This is a genomic window from Pantoea sp. X-Soil-ISGK-285 (assembly GCF_059730815.1).
On sequence record NZ_AP035938.1, the window covers coordinates 529755 to 547936 of the forward strand.

The window sequence follows — 18182 nt, forward strand, 5'->3', positions numbered from 1 at the left end:
TGCGCGGCCGGATTGCGGACAAAAAAAAGCCCCTGCTTAAGGGGCTTTTTTAAGATCGGGTCGATGACCGAAAGAAACAGTAGCACCGCCTGCGGTCAGGCGTGATTGAGCGTCAAATTGTCCGCTGTGCTGTAGCATATTTCCTCCGGCAAATTGGGCCGCATTATACCCGTTCGCGGTGGGGCAGCAAGAGGAAAACGTTTGCGCCTGCTTAGCCGATCAGAGACCGGGCCAGATAAGACGGTGAATCGCCCGCTATGAGCGGGCGCGACTCAGCGTCCTCAGCCGCGCGGTGCTGGTCGGTCAGCGCTGGCCCAGCGTGGCCACCATTACCGCTTTAATCGTGTGCATCCGGTTCTCGGCCTGGTCGAACACAATGCTGTGCGGCGACTCAAATACCTCGTTGCTCACTTCCATGCCGTTGGGCAGATCGTACTGCTCTGCCATCTGCTGGCCCAGCGTGGTCTGATCGTCGTGGAAGGCGGGCAGACAGTGCAGAAATTTAACCTGCGGGTTGCCGGTCAGATCGAGCATCGCCCGGTTCACCTGATAGTCACGCAGCAGCGCGATACGCTCGGCCCACACCGCTTTGGCTTCGCCCATCGACACCCAGACATCGGTGTAGATAAAGTCAGCGCCTTTCACGCCGTCGGCAATATGTTCGGTGAGGGTAATTTTCCCGCCGGTCTGCTGCGCGGCTTCACGGCACTGCGCCACCAGTTGCTCCTCTGGCCAGCAGCTCTTTGGTGCCACCAGACGCAGATCCAGCCCCACCTGTGCGGCGGCTTCCAGCATGGTGTTGCCCATGTTGTTGCGCGCATCACCCACATAAACCAGCGTCATCTCGCTGAGTTTTTTGCCCGGCAGATGCTCCTGCATGGTCAGCAGATCGGCCAGCAGCTGGGTCGGATGAAACTCGGTGGTCAGGCCGTTCCACACCGGCACACCGGCATGTTCCGCCAGCGTTTCCACCAGTTCCTGACCGTAACCGCGATACTGAATGCCATCGTACATCCGGCCCAGCACCCGCGCGGTGTCGCGCATCGACTCTTTATGGCCGATCTGGCTGCCACTCGGGCCAAGATAGGTGACGTTCGCACCCTGATCGTAAGCGGCAACTTCGAAAGAGCATCGGGTACGGGTCGAGTCTTTTTCGAAGATGAGCGCGATGTTTTTACCTTTCAGATGCTGTACTTCCTGGGCGCTTTTTTTCGCCCGTTTCAATTCAGCGGAAAGGGTAAGCAGGTGATCAATCTCGGCGGGCGTAAAATCCAGAAGTCTGAGGAAATGGCGCTGATACAGCTGACTCATACAACACTCCGGTAATCATTAAAGTGAATTAAAATTCAATCTAACCGTATGAATATGCATTTTCAAGTGCGGGGCTAATAAACTTTTCGTTTTGTGTAGTGGCGCGACGGGCAGTATGGGAAAATAATTGATTATTGCCGAACTCAGAGAGGATATCGTCATGGCATATGAAGCATTACTGGAAGAGCAGCAGGAAGAGACGCGGCAGATTATTGAAGAGCTGCTGGAGGATGGCAGCGATCCTGATGCGCTCTATACCATCGAGCACCATCTCTCATGCAATAATTTTGATTCGCTGGAAAAAGCGGCCGTTGATGCGTTCAAGCTGGGTTATGAAGTGACCGAGCCGGAAGAGCTGGAGCTGGAAGATGGCACCACCGTGATGTGCGTCGACATCATCAGCGAATCCGCCCTGAAGCCTGAACTGATCGATGTGCAGGTTGAGCAGCTGGTGAACCTGATTGGTAAGTACAACGTCGATTACGACGGCTGGGGCACCTATTTTGAAGATCCCGATGCCGAAGATGAAGATGACGACGCCATCGAAGATGAAGATGATGATGGTATTCGCCACTAAGTAGCCGGGGCGGAGAGTTCTCCGCCTGTCACCCCTGCCACCTGTTTTAACATCATGAACTACGCACCCTTACTTGAACCAATCTATCAGTTTCTGCACTGCCGCACGCCACAGGCCTGGATTGATGAGGCGCGCAAGCCGGAAAATCTGACCCTGCTGTTAACCGACCATCTGGTGTGCGAACTGAAAGCCGCGCAGACCGCGGTGTGGTTGATCCGCAAATATGTTGCCGACAAACCCAGCGGCGACGCCATTCTGGCGTGGCTGAAACCCTATGAAGATTTTATCTTCCGCGAAGATGGCGACAGCGACTTTATCAACGCCCATAAGAACCTGACAAAACGTATCATCGTGCGCAATGCGCTGCCGTGGGCGGATGAGCTGGTGGAGAAGATGGTGCTGCTGATTAAAGAGGAGCTGCATCACTTCTATCAGGTGTGGGAAATTATGCAGTCGCGCGGGCTGGTCTATCAGAAGATCACTTCCAGCCGCTATGCCAAATCGCTGCTGCGCGAAGTCACCACCCATGAACCGGAAACGCTGGTGGATAAGCTGATATGCGGCGCTTACATCGAGGCGCGCTCCTGCGAACGTTTCGCCAGTCTGGCTCCTTATCTTGATGACGAACTGGCGAAGTTCTATCTGTCGCTGCTGCGCTCAGAGGCGCGGCATTATCAGGACTATTTAACCCTGGCGGCGCAGATTGCCACCAGAGACATCACGCCGCGGGTGCAGGCGATTGGGGCAACAGAAGGGCGGTTAATTAGCGAACCCGACAACGAATTACGCTTTCACAGCGGCGTACCGGCGTTCTGAAAAGAGTAAACGGCGCTCTTACGATGGCCGTTTATTTTTTATATTGAACCGGGTTGATTTTATTAATAATAAAAATATAAGTATTAACTGTTAATCTAATGTGAACGCGTTACCTCCGAAAAATATAATTTGAGTGACCCCTCACAAAATATTTTATCTCTTCTGTTTTTTCTTTGCGGAATAAATATAGTGCTCTTGCCGGATTAGGATTGTTATTTTTCAAGCAAAACCTGATTCATAACGCCTCTTTGCCAGAGAGGGTTGTGAATCAGGTTTTTTTTTGCACCGGGTATAGCCGGGGAAAAGAATCAGCGACTTTTTTTGGCGTCCAGTTTTGCTAATAAGCATTTAATGGAAGGAGTCATTAACATGAGGGGAAAGCGCGGTATTCCGTTATTTATTTTACTGTTTTTGCAGCCACCTGGCGCATGGGCTGACTTTTCCGACGCATTATCGTTCTCTGACACTGCTTTCCTGCGTGATTCGCAACTCGATCTCAGACTGCGTAATCACTGGAAGTATCTCAAGGAAAATGAAGCGCAGCCTACCGCTGTTCATAGTGCCTGGGGACAGGCGGCAAGCCTGAATTTTCGTTCCGGCTATCAGTGGGACTGGCTGGGTTTCGATGCAACCTATACCCGAGCGATCAGGCTGGGAGCCAGCGACTACTTTGCCACGCGCGGCCTGCTTTACGACAGCGGCGGTCATCAGCAAAAAGCTGACGCGCACGGCTTCAGCAAGTTTGGTGAACGCTATCTGAAAGTGAAGCTGGGGGACGCGAATGCGGGATTTAAAGGAAAAGCGGGCTGGCAGGAGTTAAAAAACATCGGCGTGCTGACCACCACGGACCGCTTGTCACGCAACAGTTACTCAGGCTATAGCGGCGCGCTGAACGTGCAGAAGATACGGCTGGATTTGGCTTATGTGACCAAAACGCTTCGCCACGACTCGCCGGAGAGTCTTGCCCTGCAAACCCAGGACCGACGAAAAATTAATGCGATCTATACCGGCGCACTGAGCTATACCGGTGATCGCGGACGTCTCGCCTACGCATTTGGCGAAGCGGAAGCCTACCAGCGGCGTCATGTTATCGAAGCGAATTACTCGCTCTCACCGAACTGGCGCTTGTCCTCTCAAATTTATGGCAGTCAGGGGCTGGAAAATTATAAAAGCATGGCGGCCAGCAAAAGATCGTTCGATAACCACGCGTGGCACTATGTCGGTGAAGCAGACTGGATTAACGACAGATGGACACAGAAATTCGCTGCTGCCTGGACTTCGGCGCCCAAACATAATGCGGTGGGATATTATGTGCGCCCGCTGACAAAAAATACCCGTGGGCGTTTCAACGCCCTGACCTCTGCCGGAAAAGATTATACCCGTGATAAAGAACTGGCGCTGGTGTCGCAGACGGAATTTGAAATTTCAAAAGGCATTTTTAGCGGATTTCAGATTAACTATGGACAGTTTAATTATCGTAATACGCGTATACGTTCGGGGGAAGTTGCGCTCATAAACCGCTTCATCGAACCCCATCCGGTCCTGAAGGATTTATCGGTCTTTACGCTATTCGGTTATGGCTGGTCATATAAGAATAATAAAGAAACCCCGGTTTTTAATGCGCAAGGTAAATATATGCGTTCTCCCAGCCTTTCTGCCGAGATCGCGGTTGAGTATAAATTAAACCTGTTCAGATAAGGAAAATACGATGAAGAGAATAGTTAAAGCGTTGCTGATTCTTATTGTGGTTGGGGCTGTCGCAGGCGAAGCCCTTGCCGCCGATGTCACTCTCTACGTTACGCGGCACGGTAAAACGATGTTCAACACGGTGCATCGCGCGCAGGGATGGGCAGATACTCCGTTAACGCCAGCGGGCGTGGAGGTGGCGCAAAAGCTGGGACGCGGTCTGCAGACGATCCCGTTTATCGCCGTCTGGTCCAGCGATGCTGGCAGAGCGAGAGAAACCGCGCAGCTTGTGATGCAGGCATGGAAAACGCCGCTGCCGCTGAACGAACGCCGGGAATTGCGGGAAGTGGGCTTTGGCCTGTATGAGGGCGATCTGAATAATAATATGTTGAACGATGCCGCCCATCAGTTGGGATTTGCATCCGACACGGCGCTAATGGAGGCCTATGGCAAAGGCAAGGTTCATGTCGACAGGATCATAGACGCTATCCGGCAGGCGGAAGCGTCAGGCACGCCGGCACTGAAAGGCATTAAATCAGCAGGCATGGCCGAAAGCTATCAGCAGGTTGCGAAGCGAATGGTCGATAGCCTGACTGAGATAGCGCAGCAGGCCCGGCAGCAGGGCGGCGGTAACGTTCTGGTGGTCACGCATGGCCTGGCGATTACAGCGCTACTGCAGGCGCTTGGCGATACGTCGTTAAACCAGACGCTGGACAATGCGAGCGTAACCCGGCTGCGCTATACCGACAGCGGAGAGTTCGTGATTGAATCCATCAACGATATGAGTTACGTAGAGCGCGGCTTATAACTTCCGCAACATACGCACTTCGCAGTCGACATGGCCGGTGCAGCCCATCGCGCTGTCGATATGCTCAAAGCCGAGTGACTCATAAAGTTTAATGGCCCGCGTCAGGCTGGCGGTGGTTTCCAGATAGCAGCGACGGAAACCGTGGCTGCGTGCATGTTCTATCGCCCGCAGCGCCAGTTCGCGAGCCAGACCCTGACCGCGCACCTCTGGCAGAAAGTACATCTTTTGCAGTTCGCAGATATCGGGCGCGCTGCAGGCGAGCGGCGCAACACCGCCGCCGCCGACCACCTTGCCCTGATACTCAACAATCCAGTAGGCGCTCTGTTCGGCACTGTAAAGCTCAAACAGCTGGTCGAGCTGCGGATCGGAAACGGTGTAGCCCTTGTCAGCCGTCAGGCCGAACTCCGCGGAAACATCGCGGATCACCTGGGCGATATGCGGATTATCGGCGGCAGTAATCGGCCGCACCTGGAGGTGCTGAGAGTCAGAAATCATGTGGGAGTTGAGCTATGTAAATCGGTTAGACATTTACCAGAAGTAACATTATCGTCATGTAAAAGCAATATTCCTGACAATGCAGGGAGGCTTTAAAAGCGTCATGTTTTTTAATGTCACTTGAAAATCTGTTTTATCATTTACACCTTACTATGTTCAGTAATAAGGGATTGTTTCTATCCTCTGGTCTTAATAGTGCTGATTACTTCACAATCAATTTGTTTGTCTTAATTGATGTAAATCAAAAATGCTGACTGCTACTCCTGTAAGTTAATATCTTTAACGCTAATTAAAGGATTAATTTCATGGCAATTCCAGCTTACCTATGGCTGAAAGATGATGGTGGCGCAGATATCAAAGGATCAGTTGACGTCCAACATCGAGAAGGAAGTATTGAAGTACTTAGTTTCATGCATGGTTTGAGCATACCGGTCGATCCTCACACCGGTAAACTCACAGGGACGCGTGTTCATAGTGCATTAGAATTCGAAAAAGAATTCGACTCATCCAGCCCTTATCTCTATAAAGCAGTCTCCTCCGGGCAAACACTCAGGTCAGCTGAAATAAAATGGTACCGTATTAATCACGCTGGCCAGGAAGAGGAGTACTTCAATATGTTCATTGAAGGAGTGAAAGTGGTGTCGGTTAATCCACTCATGCATAACATCAAATCCATTGAAAATATGAACCATCTTGAGTCAGTAACGCTGCGCTATGAAAAAATCACCTGGAAGTACTGTGATGGCAATATTCAGCACTCCGATTCATGGAAGGAACGCACATAATTCAACTATCAATGGCGCAGCAATTCTGTGAGTCATTTTAAGGAGCGTGTATGACATGGGTCTATGACGTCAGAAAGCGATCTTTTACACGAGATGGTGTCTATAAATTCGATGCGTTATATGCCGGGGCTGAAGGATATAAAGACGATCCTGCATTAGCATGTGAGGTGAACAAAGGTCCTTTGCCAGCAGGAAAGTATAAGATTGCCAGTCCTATGGCAAAGCATCCTACAGCCGGACGATTTGTTCTCCGTCTGATACCTTATGCGGGTAACAATATGTGTGGTCGCGCCGGATTTCTTATTCATGGAGATAACGGCTTTGGTACCGCTTCGAATGGCTGTATTGTCGCGTCTTTCAATGTAAGAAAAAGTATTGCGGATAGCGGCGACAGGGAGTTAATAGTGAAATGAAATGGCTCATTATTTTGCTATTAGCATTGTTTTCCGTCTCCTGTTCATCAGGAAGGTTCAATTCTGCAGAACATGTTTTGTCAGATAAAGTGATTACGGCATCCCGCAATAATGACAGCAGTTCACTTTCAGATGCTGATTATGACAAGATAACAGAATATCTTTCTCAGGGCCGGACACGCTGGATTGAACTTTACCCCATTCTTAATCGATCGCCATTCTTAGGCGCAACCTCTTTTCAGGAAGGTCTGGACATCGCGATGGCCTATGCCTTACCTGAAAATCCTGGCGCGGTAATGAAATACGTTAATCAAGGCAATGTTAATAAGCTATGCGGCATGCCATTTATTGAGCTGACTCCGGATGAAACAGATGCGTACTTTTTAAAAGCCCGCACGGCGCTTACTCAGTTAACGTCAGAAAGTGACCGGGAAAAAAGATGCCTGTCTGTATTAGAAAAGAGTCATGATCATCTTGCTGCTGAAACAAGGACGAGAAGGGTGTCATCGAAAAAATGATATAAAAAACCCCGCGCCAGAGCGCGGGGTTTTTTTCAGAGCGAGGAATCAATCAGAGCGCCGCAATGACCGCCTGCTGTTCAATCAGTTTTGTTTTTGATTGTTGCAGGTCCGCTACGCGTTCGCGCTCTTTCGCCACCACCGCTTCCGGGGCGCGCGAAACAAAGCCTTCGTTCGCCAGCTTGGTCTCGATCTTCTCGATTTCTACATCCAGCTTAACCAGCTCTTTCGCCAGACGCTCCAGCTCGGCGGTTTTATCCACCAGATCCGCCATCGGGATCAACAGCTCTGCGCCTTCAACCAGTTTGGTCACCGACACCGGACCTTTCTCGCCCGCAGGCAGAATGGTCAGGCTTTCCAGACGCGCCAGGCGCGACAGGAAGTTGCGGTTGGCTTCAACTCGACGCAGTGCCGCAGGCGAGCAGTCACGCAGCAGCACATCCAGCGGCTTGCTCAGTGCGATGTTCATCTCGGCACGGATATTACGCACCGCCACGATCGCCTGTTTCATCCACTCGATGTCCGCTTTCGCTTCGGCATCTTCTTTCGCCGCATCGTACTGCGGGAAAGGCTGCAGCATGATGGTGTCGTCGCTGATATTTTTCAGCCCCTTCACGCGCTGCCAGATGGTTTCAGTGATAAACGGAATGATCGGATGCGCCAGACGCAGCAGCGCTTCCAGCACGTGAACCAGCGTATGACGGGTGCCACGCAGTTCAGATTCACTGCCGCTGTTCATGACCGGCTTGGTCAGCTCCAGATACCAGTCGCAGAACTGGTTCCAGGTGAAGTCATACAGCAGGTTAGCCGCGATATCGAAACGGTAGCTATCCAGCGCTTCACGGTACGCTTTCACCGTGTTGTTGAACTCGGTCAGGATCCAGCGATCTGCCAGCGACAGCGTCATTTCGCCGCCATTCTGTCCGCAATCCTGCTCTTCGGTGTTCATCAGCACAAAGCGGCTGGCGTTCCACAGCTTGTTACAGAAGTTGCGATAGCCTTCCAGGCGCTTCATGTCCCAGTTGATGTCGCGACCGGTAGAGGCCAGCGCCGCCAGGGTGAAACGCAGCGCATCGGTGCCTGATGGCTCGATGCCGTCCGGGAACTGCTTCTCGGTACGTTTGCGGATTTTCTCCGCCAGCTGTGGCTGCATCATGTTGCCGGTGCGTTTTTCCAGCAGCGCTTCCAGTGAAATGCCGTCGACCATATCCAGCGGGTCAATCACGTTGCCCTTGGATTTCGACATCTTCTGACCTTCTTCATCACGGATCAGACCGGTCATGTAGACGGTTTTAAACGGTACCTGTGGTTTGCCGTTTTCATCTTTGATGAAGTGCATGGTCAGCATGATCATGCGGGCAATCCAGAAGAAGATGATGTCGAAGCCGCTGACCAGCACACTGGTCGGATGGAAAGTACGCAGCGCTTCGGTGTTTTCCGGCCAGCCCAGGGTGGAGAAGGTCCACAGACCTGAGGAGAACCAGGTATCCAGCACGTCATCATCCTGACGCAGCGCCACATCGGCGGCCAGGTTGTTCTCAGCGCGCACTTCGTCTTCGGTGCGGCCGACGTAGACGTTACCGTTGTCGTCATACCACGCCGGGATGCGGTGACCCCACCAGAGCTGACGGGAGATACACCAGTCCTGAATATCGCGCATCCAGGAGAAGTACATGTTTTCGTACTGCTTCGGTACAAACTGGATGTCGCCGTTTTCAACGGCTTCAACCGCGACTTTCGCCAGCGGTGCGGTACGCACATACCACTGGTCAGTCAGCATCGGCTCGATAACCACGCCGCCACGGTCGCCGTAAGGCACGGTCAGATCGTGGGGTTTGATCTCTTCAAGCAGGCCGAGTTCATCGACAGCGGCAACAATCGCTTTGCGCGCCGCGAAGCGTTCCATGTTCTGGAAAGCCGCCGGGATCTCATCGGAACAGGCATCGCTGGCTTCGCCATTGGTGTCATACACCTGAGCACGGTCGCGGATATCGCCGTCGAAGGTCAGGATGTTGATCATCGGCAGTTTGTGACGACGGCCGACTTCATAGTCGTTGAAGTCATGCGCCGGGGTGATCTTGACGCAGCCGGTGCCTTTTTCCATGTCGGCATGTTCGTCGCCAACGATAGGGATCAGGCGGCCAACCAGCGGCAGCATCACAAATTTGCCGATCAGATCTTTGTAACGTGGATCTTCCGGGTTAACGGCGACGCCGGTATCACCCAGCAGGGTTTCCGGACGGGTGGTGGCGACCACCAGGTAATCTTTGCCGTCGGCGGTTTTTGCGCCGTCAGCCAGTGGATAGCGGATATGCCACATCGAGCCTTTGCTCTCGCGGTTTTCCACTTCCAAATCGGAGATTGCGGTACGCAGTTTTGGATCCCAGTTCACCAGGCGTTTGCCACGGTAGATCAGGTTCTCTTTATAGAGGCGAACAAACACCTCTTTCACGGCGTTGGAAAGGCCATCGTCCATGGTGAAGCGCTCGCGCTCCCAGTCGACGGAGTTGCCCAGACGGCGCATCTGGCGGGTGATGGTGCCGCCGGACTCTGCTTTCCACTGCCAGATTTTGTCGATGAACGCATCACGGCCATAGTCCTGGCGCGTCTTGCCCTCTTCAGCCGCAATTTTGCGCTCAACTACCATCTGCGTGGCGATGCCCGCGTGGTCAGTACCTGCTTGCCACAGGGTATTTTTCCCCTGCATGCGCTGGTAACGGATCATGGTGTCCATGATGGTTTGCTGGAAGGCGTGACCCATGTGCAAGCTACCGGTGACGTTCGGCGGCGGGATCATGATGCAAAAGCTTTCCTGGCTGGTATCGCCATTCGGTTTGAAGTAGCCCTGCTTTTCCCAATGCTCGTAAAGCGGCTGCTCGATATCTTGCGGGTTATATGTCTTTTCCATTTCTGCTATGTCGTTTGCGGCTGTGGTGGCGCTGCCGTATTCAATTGGAATCCAACGCTGCGATACGCTTTATAGCGGTCGCGCGCCAGTTGTTTGAGCGTGTCTTCGTAAGGAACGAAGTCTATCACTTCATGGAAAGCAGTAGCAAAATCTGCGAAGTGGGGCAGCAGGCTAATCAGCAGGTCACGCGGTGAACTGCCGCGACGCTGTGGCCAGGCCAGCTCAACCGGCGCACCGTAGCGCGGGCCTTCACCCGCCAGGTTATGCGGCACGAAGGCGTTTGCCGGTCGTTGCCACAGCGCTTCGTCAAGTCGAATGGCTTGCTGTTCATCTTCGCAGGCGATCAACACCCGCTTTCCGGCCCGCCAGCGTGTTTCCGCCAGATTGCACACCAGCGCTTCAACGGCGCTAAGGCCATCGCTCGTTGCATCGGTTTCCAGCACGTAGAAGGTTACGTTTTTCATCGGTTTGCTCATCAGAAGATCAAGGGCGGAATGATATCCGCCCTTGCTGTCAGAAAAGAGGGCGCTTAATCGTCGCCGTTCAATCCTGCCCGATTCAACAGAAATTGCGATAGCATCGGCACCGGACGTCCGGTGGCGCCTTTGGCCTTGCCGGAGCGCCAGGCGGTACCGGCGATATCCAGGTGTGCCCAGTTATATTTGCGGGCAAAGCGTGCCAGGAAGCAGGCGGCGGTAATCGCGCCGCCGGGACGGCCACCAATGTTCGCCATATCGGCAAAGTTGGACTCCAGCTGCTCCTGAAACTCATCCGCCATCGGCAGACGCCAGGCGCGATCGCCTGACTGCTCCGAGGCGCTGATCAGCTCATGCGCCAGCGGATTGTGGTTCGACAGCAGGCCGCTGATGTGATGACCCAGCGCAATCACGCAGGCACCGGTCAGCGTCGCCACGTCAATCACCACTTCCGGATCGAAACGTTCAACATAGGTCAGCGCATCGCACAGGACCAGGCGGCCTTCGGCATCGGTGTTCAGCACCTCAACCGTCTGGCCAGACATGGTGGTCAGCACGTCGCCCGGACGCATCGACCGGCCATCCGGCATGTTTTCACAGCCCGCCAGCACGCCAACCACGTTCAGCGGCAGATTCAGCTCTGCCACCATACGCATCACGCCATAGACGGCGGCCGCGCCGCACATGTCATACTTCATTTCATCCATGCTGTCGGCAGGCTTGATGGAAATACCGCCGGAGTCAAAGGTCAGCCCTTTGCCCACTAGCACAATCGGACGTGCTTCCGCATCCGGATTGCCTTTGTACTCAATTACCGACATCAGCGATTCGTTTTGCGAACCGGCCCCGACAGCGAGATAGGCGTTCATGCCCAGCTCTTTCATCTGCTGTTCGCCGATGACGCGGGTGGTGACATTTTTGCTGAAGGCATCCGCCAGCTGACGCGCCTGTGACGCCAGATAGGCGGCGTTACAGATATTAGGTGGCATGTTGCCGAGATCTTTAGCCGCTTTCATACCGGCCGCGACTGCTAATCCATGCTGGATAGCCCGTTCGCCGCTGGTCAGTTCACGGCGGGTCGGTACGTTAAAGACCAGCTTGCGCAGCGGACGACGTGGCTCCGCTTTGTTACTTTTCAGCTGGTCAAAGTTGTAGAGCGCCTCTTTGGAGGTCTCTACTGCCTGACGCACTTTCCAGTAGGTGTTGCGGCCTTTGACATGCAGCTCGGTCAGGAAGCAGACCGCTTCCATTGAGCCGGTGTCGTTGAGCGTGTTAATGGTTTTCTGAATGACCTGCTTGTACTGGCGTTCATCCAGCTCACGCTCTTTACCGCAGCCAATCAGCAGAATACGCTCGGACAGGATATTTGGCACATGATGCAGCAGCAGTGTCTGGCCCACTTTTCCTTCCAGCTCGCCGCGGCGCAGCAGGGCGCTGATGTAGCCGTCGCTGATTTTATCCAGCTGCTCGGCAATCGGTGACAGACGACGCGGTTCGAAAACGCCAACGACAATGCAGGCACTGCGCTGTTTTTCCGGGCTTCCGCTTTTTACACTGAACTCCATGCACTCTCCTGAATCTTAAAGACAACGGCCGCTGCTGCCGCTAGAATGTAGCGCGCTCATGACCCATTTATTCATCGTCGCAGCATGACATTCTGCTGCTGGAGGTCATAATGAATCAGGGTGACAAGATGTTGTTTTTTCACCACCCGGACGCGTTTTTCATACAAATTTAGCTACGGCGACGGCCATTGATGAAGAAAAATGGCTGATAAGCGTTGAAACTAGCGATTTTCCTGCAAAAAGACAAGTTTTCACAGGCGTACTAAGCGTGATCATCATTAGATATCTGGTTCGGGAAACGCTCAAAAGCCAGCTGGCTATCCTGTTTATCCTGCTACTCATCTTCTTTTGTCAGAAGTTAGTCAGGATCCTGGGTGCCGCGGTGGATGGCGAAGTGCCGACAAACCTCGTTCTGACCTTGTTAGGACTCGGTGTGCCTCAAATGGCACAACTTATACTGCCCTTAAGTCTGTTTCTGGCGATCCTGATGACGCTGGGGCGGCTCTACACGGAAAGTGAAATTACCGTGATGCACGCCTGCGGCCTGAGTAAGGCCGTCCTGGTGAAAGCGGCGATGGTGCTGATGCTGTTTACCTCGATAGTGGCGGCCGTGAACGTCATCTGGCTGGGGCCGTGGTCATCCCGCTATCAGGATGAGGTGACGCAGAACGCCAAAGCGAACCCGGGCGCGGCGGCAATGGCTGCCGGGCAGTTCCAGACCTCCAGCGACGGCAGCGCCGTGCTGTTTGTCGAGGATGTGAAGGGCAACAACTTTGGTAACGTGTTCCTGGCGCAGTTACGGCCAAAGGGTAACGCGCGACCGTCGGTGGTGCTGGCTGACAGCGGTCACATGGAGCAGCATAAAGATGGCTCGCAGGTGGTGACGCTGGATAAAGGCACCCGTTTTGAGGGCACCGCTCTGCTGCGTGATTTCCGTATCACCGACTTCACCAATTATCAGGCCATTGTGGGTTATAAAGCGGCAACGCTCGATCCTAACGATGCAGAACAGGCGAGTCTGACTGACCTGTTCGCGAATAAGACACCTGAGTTTCAGGCCGAGCTGCACTGGCGTCTGACGCTGGTGTTTGCGGTGCTGGTGATGGCGCTGATGGTGGTGCCGCTCAGCGTGGTGAACCCACGTCAGGGGCGCGTGCTGTCGATGCTGCCCGCCATGATGCTCTATCTGATTTTCTTCCTGTTGCAGAGCTCGCTGAAGTCGAGCGGCGCGAAAGGGCGGCTCGATCCGGCGCTCTGGATGTGGGTGGTGAATATCAGCTATCTGGTGCTGGCGGTGCTCCTTAACCTGTGGGATACGGTGCCGATGCGTCGGATTCGCGCCCGCTTTACCCGCGGAGGGTCGGTCTGATGTTTCGCGTACTTGACCGCTATATCGGTAAAACCATTTTCAATACCATTATGCTGACGCTGTTCATGCTGGTGTCGCTTTCCGGCATCATCAAGTTCGTCGATCAGCTGCGCAAGACCGGGCAGGGCAGCTACAACGCGCTGAGCGCCGGTTACTACACGCTTCTTAGCGTACCCAAAGATATTGAGATCTTTTTCCCGATGGCGGCCTTGTTGGGCGCACTGCTGGGACTGGGCGCGCTGGCGCAGCGCAGTGAACTGGTGGTGATGCAGGCGGCGGGCTTTACCCGCATGCAGGTTGCGCTGTCAGTGATGAAAACGGCGATTCCGCTGGTGCTGCTGACCATGGCGATTGGCGAGTTTGTTGCGCCGTCGGGCGAGCAGATGGCGCGTAATTACCGGGCGCAGCAGCTTTATGGCGGTGCGCTGGTCTCAACCCAGAACGGTCTGTGGGCGAAAGATGGCAATAGCTTTATCTTTATCGAGCGCATTAAAGGCGACAACGAAATTGATGGCGTGAGCATCTACAGCTTTAACGATCAGCGTCGTCTGCAGAGTGTGCGTTACGCGGCGACGGCGACCTGGGATGCGGCTAAGAAGCGCTGGATACTGTCGCAGGTTGATGAGTCTAACCTGACCGATCCGAAGCAGATTACCGGTTCACAGAGCCTGAGTGGCGAGTGGAAAACCAATCTGACGCCGGATAAGCTGGGTGTGGTTGCGCTGGATCCTGACGCGTTATCGATTCGCGGTCTGCATAGCTACAGCAAATATCTGAAGCAGAGCGGCCAGGAATCGGGACGTTATCAGCTGAATATGTGGAGCAAAATTTTCCAGCCGCTGTCGGTGGCGGTGATGATGCTGATGGCGCTGTCGTTTATCTTTGGTCCGCTGCGTAGCGTGTCGATGGGTGTGCGTGTCGTAACCGGTATCAGCTTTGGCTTCCTGTTCTACGTGCTGGACCAGATTTTTGGCCCGCTGAGCCTGGTTTACGGTCTGCCGCCGATTCTGGGAGCGATTCTGCCGAGTTTTGCGTTCTTCGCTATCAGTATGTTTATGTTGATTAAGCGGCGCTAAGCGCAGTAAATGCAGTAAAAGAAAAGGCCGCGCAAGCGGCCTTTTTTGTGACCGGTGTTCAGGCTCAGAGCAGGCTCCCATCGCTTTACGTTTTGCAGCCGTGTGGGAGTAACGGTTTCAGCGGCCTGATTGTCTGTACGTAAAGCCGATGGTCTGTTTGAGTGAAGGCTCAGGGAGCATACGCCTTCCACAAAGACGCAAAAGCGCCATCCGTGGCGGCTCAGCGCGGGCGATTACGCACCTCATCCCTGAGGTGCGCCCGTAGCCGGGCCAACGCTTTGCGTTGTTCAAAAACGCTCCCGGCGTTTTTGTCCCTGGCCCGCGATGCTTTGCTACAGGCGTATGCTCCCATCGCTTTACGTTTGGTCTCCGTCTGGAAGATGCGGTTTCAGCGGCTTTATTCTGCGCTGATGCCCTGTTTATGCGGAGTGCCGGGTCGTCTCTTTCAGTGTCCTGGTGAGTTGCTCTCTGTTCAGGGCTACGCAATAGGCGGGCGTCCCACGCTCGAAACGCCAGCCTTCCGCTAACGAGCCCGCATCCACGGCATCAAATCCAAAGGCTTCATATAATGCCGTGGCGGTCGCTTTCCCTTCCCTATCATCCCCCGCCAGCGGTAACGCCTGCCGGTTAGCATCGCCCGGCGGCAGGCCCTGAGTTTCAAGATCGGTCATGCGGATGGCATTGAATGCCTTGGTGACGCGGCTGTCAGGAAGCAGGCGGGCAAGCCGTTCACTGGTGCTGATGCGGCCATTGAGCAGCTCTTCAATTTCGCCATCGCGGTCGGGATAGTAATTGACCGCATCAAGCACGATTTTTCCCCACAATTCTGTGGCCGGAAGTTGTTCCGTTGCCGTGAGCGGCACGGCAATCACCACCACGTCACCGAACTCTGCGGCCTCGGTGGCGGTGCCGGTTTCACAGCCAATCATCGGTTTCAGGCTGAACAGCGTTCGTGGATCGCGCGAGTTGCTGAGCATCACCTGATGTCCCGCCTGAATCGCCAGTTTTGCAATCGCCCGGCCAACAAAGCCTGCGCCAATAATGCCTATTTTCATACGTTTCTCCTCGATGAGTTTCACGCACTGACCTTAATTAAAAACAGGAGGTGAATAAATCGACAAACAGACGCAATATAAACAACCAACAGGAGGGAATCATGGATCGGCTTACCAGCATGAACGTGTTCGTTACCGTCGCGGAATCGGGCTCGTTTGCCGCCGCAGGCGGGCATTTGCAAATCTCACCGCAGATGGTGGCGAAGCATATCGCCATGCTGGAGAAGCATCTCGGTACGCTGCTTCTGCATCGCACCACCCGACGACAAAGCCTGACGGATGTGGGCCGCAACTATTACGAACGCTGCAAAATCGTGCTGGCAGAGGTGCAGGAAGCGGATGCGATCGCGCTGGATATGCAGCAGCGGCCGTCCGGTACGCTGAAGGTCAGCGCCCCGGTCACGTTTGGTTCTTTTAGCCTGGCGCCGTTTGTGACCCGCTATCTTGACCGGTTTCCGGAAACGCAGGTCGATCTTGAACTCAGCGATCGGCTGGTCGATCCGTTTGAAGAGGGTTATGAGGTGGTGATCCGGATTGGTGCGCTGGCGGACAGTTCGATCATTGCCCATCCACTGCAGCCCTACCGGCTGATAGCCTGCGCGTCGCCAGCCTATCTGGCGCGGCACGGTGTGCCCGCCACGCCAGCGGAGCTGGTGAACCACGCCTGTCTCGTTTATGGCATCTGGTCGCCCTCAAAACCCTGCCGCTGGGTATTCAGCCAGGCCGGTAAGGTTGAAGAGGTACATCCGCAGGGGCGCATGCGATCGAATGACTGGAAAGCGCTCCTGCATGCGGCGCTGGAGGGTTATGGCATTACCCTGGGGCCGGCCTCCATTCTCTCTGAAGAGATCAGACAGGGGCGGCTGGTCCAGGTGCTGCCCGATTATGCCGGGCCAGCACGACCCATGCATGTTCTGATCCCGGCGGGCCGCCGCCAGACGGTGAAAATCCGCAGCTTTGTTAGCGCTATTATCACCGAGTTTGGCCTCTATCCACCCCAATCCGGTTAAACCAGGCGGTTATCGGCTCAGCAGCGGGAGTAACTGAGGCAGCTGCGACAACAGGTAGAGAATCAGCCCGATGGTGCCGCCAACCAGCGTGCCGTTGATGCGGATAAACTGCAGATCTTTGCCGATATTAAGTTCGATCTGCTGCGACATGTCGCGTGCATCCCAGCTCTTCACGGTGTCGCTGATATGGCGCGTCAGGAAGCCAGCAAACTCTGGCGCAACGCTGCGTGCGGCCTGTTCCAGATGCTGATTCATCGAGTCACGCAGCGCCGGGTCGGCCGCCAGAGTTTCGCCCAGCCACAATGCTGCACCGCGCACTTTCTCCTGCACCCGTGAATCATCACTGGTGAGATCTGCCTTGAGCCAGTTGCGCATATCATTCCACAGCTCGCCGATGTAGCGGTTGAATGAGGCATCTTCTTTCAGCCAGCCTTTGATCTCCTCGGCACGCTCTGCCATTTCCGGGTCGTTCTGCAGTTTAACGATCAGCTTGTCGACCGCCCGGTTAAAGCCGAGGCGCAGCTCATGGCCCTGATCCAGCGCCACATCATCCAGCAGTGAATCGACCGCGTTTGCCACCAGCTCGGCGCTGTGCTCGCCCAGCCATTCGGTTGGCAACATTTTGGCTTTAATCGGATGCTCGCGTTTCAGCCAGCGCACCAGCTGCATGGCAATAAACTCGCGGGTGCTGGGCTTGTGCAGCAGCTTCAGCAGCTGTTCGATTGCCGCGTCCAGCAGCGCCTGATGACGGTTGTTTTTCGTCAGGCTCTCCAGCAGCAGGGCGCTGGTCTGGCTGAGATCGACCTTGTCGATGGCGCGATGTACTGCGCGGCGCATAAAGGTCTGGATCCGCGCATCATCGGTCAGATCAAGGAAGCCGCGCATGACCTGCAGCAGATGACGTCCGATGCGGTCAGCATTGCCGGGCGCATTCAGCCATTGCGCCAGCAGGTTGGAAGGATCGTGACGGCGAATCAGATTGAGCAGCGAGTCGGTATCAAGAAACTTCTCCTGCACAAAGCGACCGAGGTTTTCACCGATACGATCTTTGTTTCGCGGAATGATGGCGGTATGACGCGAGATAAAGGGCACCGGCACGCGCCGGAACAGTGCGACCACCGCGAACCAGTCCGCCAGCGCGCCGACCATCGCAGCTTCCGCAATCGCTTTTACGCCGCTGACCCAGAAGCCGGGCGGCAGAAAAAGCGTAACGATAAAGGTAATTGCGGCCAGCAGTAACAGCAGCAGCGCCAGACGTTTCGTCCGTTTCAGTTCGTGTTGTTTATCCATATCCTGATCTTAGCAGAGAGCCGG

General features: G+C 54.5%; 17 protein-coding genes. 10 read left to right on the plus strand and 7 right to left on the minus strand.

The annotated features are described in order from the left end of the window. Positions 1–303: 303 nt before the first annotated feature. Positions 304–1311, minus strand: a complete 1008-nt coding sequence (gene argF, locus AC6I8B_RS02370) for an ornithine carbamoyltransferase (protein WP_061901816.1) — start codon at positions 1309–1311, stop codon at positions 304–306. A gap of 160 nt (positions 1312–1471) precedes the next feature. Here argF and rraB point away from each other — a divergent pair, with 160 nt between their 5' ends. The 4 genes from rraB (at position 1472) to AC6I8B_RS02390 (ending at position 5198) form a co-directional block, all read left to right on the plus strand. Next, entirely contained in the window at positions 1472–1888 is a 417-nt protein-coding gene (gene rraB / locus AC6I8B_RS02375) for a ribonuclease E inhibitor RraB (RefSeq protein WP_010251675.1), read from the plus strand. A gap of 54 nt (positions 1889–1942) precedes the next feature. Then, positions 1943–2704, plus strand: coding sequence for a tRNA isopentenyl-2-thiomethyl-A-37 hydroxylase MiaE (gene miaE, locus AC6I8B_RS02380; protein ID WP_033769520.1), 762 nt, complete (start codon positions 1943–1945; stop codon positions 2702–2704). A gap of 369 nt (positions 2705–3073) precedes the next feature. Beyond that, on the plus strand, positions 3074–4402 hold the full coding sequence (locus AC6I8B_RS02385; protein WP_157353472.1) for an OprD family outer membrane porin: 1329 nt from the start codon (positions 3074–3076) through the stop codon (positions 4400–4402). Positions 4403–4412: 10 nt separating this feature from the next. After that, positions 4413–5198, plus strand: a complete 786-nt coding sequence (locus tag AC6I8B_RS02390) for a histidine phosphatase family protein (RefSeq protein ID WP_033770889.1) — start codon at positions 4413–4415, stop codon at positions 5196–5198. On the opposite strand, the gene AC6I8B_RS02395 is transcribed toward AC6I8B_RS02390, so the two are convergent. Then, positions 5193–5693: a GNAT family N-acetyltransferase gene (locus AC6I8B_RS02395; RefSeq protein WP_010671786.1), complete on the minus strand. Its 501-nt coding sequence runs from the start codon at positions 5691–5693 to the stop codon at positions 5193–5195. The genes AC6I8B_RS02390 and AC6I8B_RS02395 overlap by 6 nt on opposite strands. Before the next feature lie 305 nt (positions 5694–5998). Here AC6I8B_RS02395 and AC6I8B_RS02400 point away from each other — a divergent pair, with 305 nt between their 5' ends. From AC6I8B_RS02400 to AC6I8B_RS02410, 3 genes are read left to right on the plus strand one after another with little or no spacing between them, the layout of a single operon-like run. After that, complete coding sequence (locus AC6I8B_RS02400; RefSeq protein WP_010671785.1) at positions 5999–6478, plus strand: Hcp family type VI secretion system effector; 480 nt, start codon at positions 5999–6001, stop codon at positions 6476–6478. 50 nt (positions 6479–6528) lie between these two features. Next, the gene (locus AC6I8B_RS02405) at positions 6529–6891 is read left to right on the plus strand and encodes a tlde1 domain-containing protein (RefSeq protein ID WP_010671784.1); all 363 of its coding nucleotides are present in this window, start codon (positions 6529–6531) and stop codon (positions 6889–6891) included. Further along, positions 6888–7409, plus strand: a complete 522-nt coding sequence (locus AC6I8B_RS02410; RefSeq protein WP_052061771.1) for a hypothetical protein — start codon at positions 6888–6890, stop codon at positions 7407–7409. The genes AC6I8B_RS02405 and AC6I8B_RS02410 overlap by 4 nt, the downstream gene beginning before the upstream one ends. Before the next feature lie 52 nt (positions 7410–7461). Here the strand turns inward: AC6I8B_RS02410 and AC6I8B_RS02415 are convergent, their stop codons facing one another. From AC6I8B_RS02415 to pepA, 3 genes are all read right to left on the minus strand, one after another. Next, positions 7462–10317, minus strand: coding sequence for a valine--tRNA ligase (locus tag AC6I8B_RS02415; protein ID WP_010251660.1), 2856 nt, complete (start codon positions 10315–10317; stop codon positions 7462–7464). 5 nt (positions 10318–10322) lie between these two features. Then, positions 10323–10781, minus strand: coding sequence for a DNA polymerase III subunit chi (locus AC6I8B_RS02420; protein ID WP_061703670.1), 459 nt, complete (start codon positions 10779–10781; stop codon positions 10323–10325). 65 nt (positions 10782–10846) lie between these two features. Continuing rightward, positions 10847–12358 (minus strand): leucyl aminopeptidase, encoded by a 1512-nt coding sequence (pepA, locus tag AC6I8B_RS02425; protein ID WP_010251654.1) that lies wholly within the window; start codon positions 12356–12358, stop codon positions 10847–10849. Between the two features lie 268 nt (positions 12359–12626). On the opposite strand from pepA, the gene lptF reads away from it, so the two are divergent. Both lptF and lptG read left to right on the plus strand, forming a co-directional pair. Beyond that, positions 12627–13727, plus strand: a complete 1101-nt coding sequence (lptF, locus tag AC6I8B_RS02430) for an LPS export ABC transporter permease LptF (RefSeq protein WP_010671780.1) — start codon at positions 12627–12629, stop codon at positions 13725–13727. After that, positions 13727–14803, plus strand: a complete 1077-nt coding sequence (gene lptG / locus AC6I8B_RS02435; RefSeq protein ID WP_010251648.1) for an LPS export ABC transporter permease LptG — start codon at positions 13727–13729, stop codon at positions 14801–14803. The genes lptF and lptG overlap by 1 nt, the downstream gene beginning before the upstream one ends. 419 nt (positions 14804–15222) lie before the next feature. Here lptG and AC6I8B_RS02440 read toward each other — a convergent pair whose 3' ends face one another. Continuing rightward, positions 15223–15858, minus strand: a complete 636-nt coding sequence (locus AC6I8B_RS02440) for an NADPH-dependent F420 reductase (protein WP_157353471.1) — start codon at positions 15856–15858, stop codon at positions 15223–15225. Between the two features lie 101 nt (positions 15859–15959). Here AC6I8B_RS02440 and AC6I8B_RS02445 point away from each other — a divergent pair, with 101 nt between their 5' ends. After that, positions 15960–16868, plus strand: coding sequence for a LysR family transcriptional regulator (locus tag AC6I8B_RS02445; RefSeq protein WP_157353470.1), 909 nt, complete (start codon positions 15960–15962; stop codon positions 16866–16868). 9 nt (positions 16869–16877) lie between these two features. Here the strand turns inward: AC6I8B_RS02445 and AC6I8B_RS02450 are convergent, their stop codons facing one another. Further along, complete coding sequence (locus AC6I8B_RS02450) at positions 16878–18158, minus strand: DUF445 domain-containing protein (RefSeq protein ID WP_157353469.1); 1281 nt, start codon at positions 18156–18158, stop codon at positions 16878–16880. Positions 18159–18182 lie beyond the last annotated feature (24 nt).

What these genes read in the sequence shown, in the direction of transcription:
- AC6I8B_RS02385 (WP_157353472.1), top strand. Translation starts at nt 3,074, where the DNA reads ATGAGGGGAAAGCGCGGTATTCCGTTATTTATTTTACTGTTTTTGCAG.
- AC6I8B_RS02440 (WP_157353471.1), bottom strand. Translation starts at nt 15,858, where the DNA reads ATGAAAATAGGCATTATTGGCGCAGGCTTTGTTGGCCGGGCGATTGCA.
- AC6I8B_RS02390 (WP_033770889.1), top strand. Translation starts at nt 4,413, where the DNA reads ATGAAGAGAATAGTTAAAGCGTTGCTGATTCTTATTGTGGTTGGGGCT.
- AC6I8B_RS02400 (WP_010671785.1), top strand. Translation starts at nt 5,999, where the DNA reads ATGGCAATTCCAGCTTACCTATGGCTGAAAGATGATGGTGGCGCAGAT.
- argF (WP_061901816.1), bottom strand. Translation starts at nt 1,311, where the DNA reads ATGAGTCAGCTGTATCAGCGCCATTTCCTCAGACTTCTGGATTTTACG.
- pepA (WP_010251654.1), bottom strand. Translation starts at nt 12,358, where the DNA reads ATGGAGTTCAGTGTAAAAAGCGGAAGCCCGGAAAAACAGCGCAGTGCC.
- AC6I8B_RS02405 (WP_010671784.1), top strand. Translation starts at nt 6,529, where the DNA reads ATGACATGGGTCTATGACGTCAGAAAGCGATCTTTTACACGAGATGGT.
- miaE (WP_033769520.1), top strand. Translation starts at nt 1,943, where the DNA reads ATGAACTACGCACCCTTACTTGAACCAATCTATCAGTTTCTGCACTGC.
- AC6I8B_RS02410 (WP_052061771.1), top strand. Translation starts at nt 6,888, where the DNA reads ATGAAATGGCTCATTATTTTGCTATTAGCATTGTTTTCCGTCTCCTGT.
- rraB (WP_010251675.1), top strand. Translation starts at nt 1,472, where the DNA reads ATGGCATATGAAGCATTACTGGAAGAGCAGCAGGAAGAGACGCGGCAG.
- AC6I8B_RS02420 (WP_061703670.1), bottom strand. Translation starts at nt 10,781, where the DNA reads ATGAAAAACGTAACCTTCTACGTGCTGGAAACCGATGCAACGAGCGAT.
- AC6I8B_RS02445 (WP_157353470.1), top strand. Translation starts at nt 15,960, where the DNA reads ATGGATCGGCTTACCAGCATGAACGTGTTCGTTACCGTCGCGGAATCG.
- AC6I8B_RS02415 (WP_010251660.1), bottom strand. Translation starts at nt 10,317, where the DNA reads ATGGAAAAGACATATAACCCGCAAGATATCGAGCAGCCGCTTTACGAG.
- AC6I8B_RS02395 (WP_010671786.1), bottom strand. Translation starts at nt 5,693, where the DNA reads ATGATTTCTGACTCTCAGCACCTCCAGGTGCGGCCGATTACTGCCGCC.
- lptG (WP_010251648.1), top strand. Translation starts at nt 13,727, where the DNA reads ATGTTTCGCGTACTTGACCGCTATATCGGTAAAACCATTTTCAATACC.
- AC6I8B_RS02450 (WP_157353469.1), bottom strand. Translation starts at nt 18,158, where the DNA reads ATGGATAAACAACACGAACTGAAACGGACGAAACGTCTGGCGCTGCTG.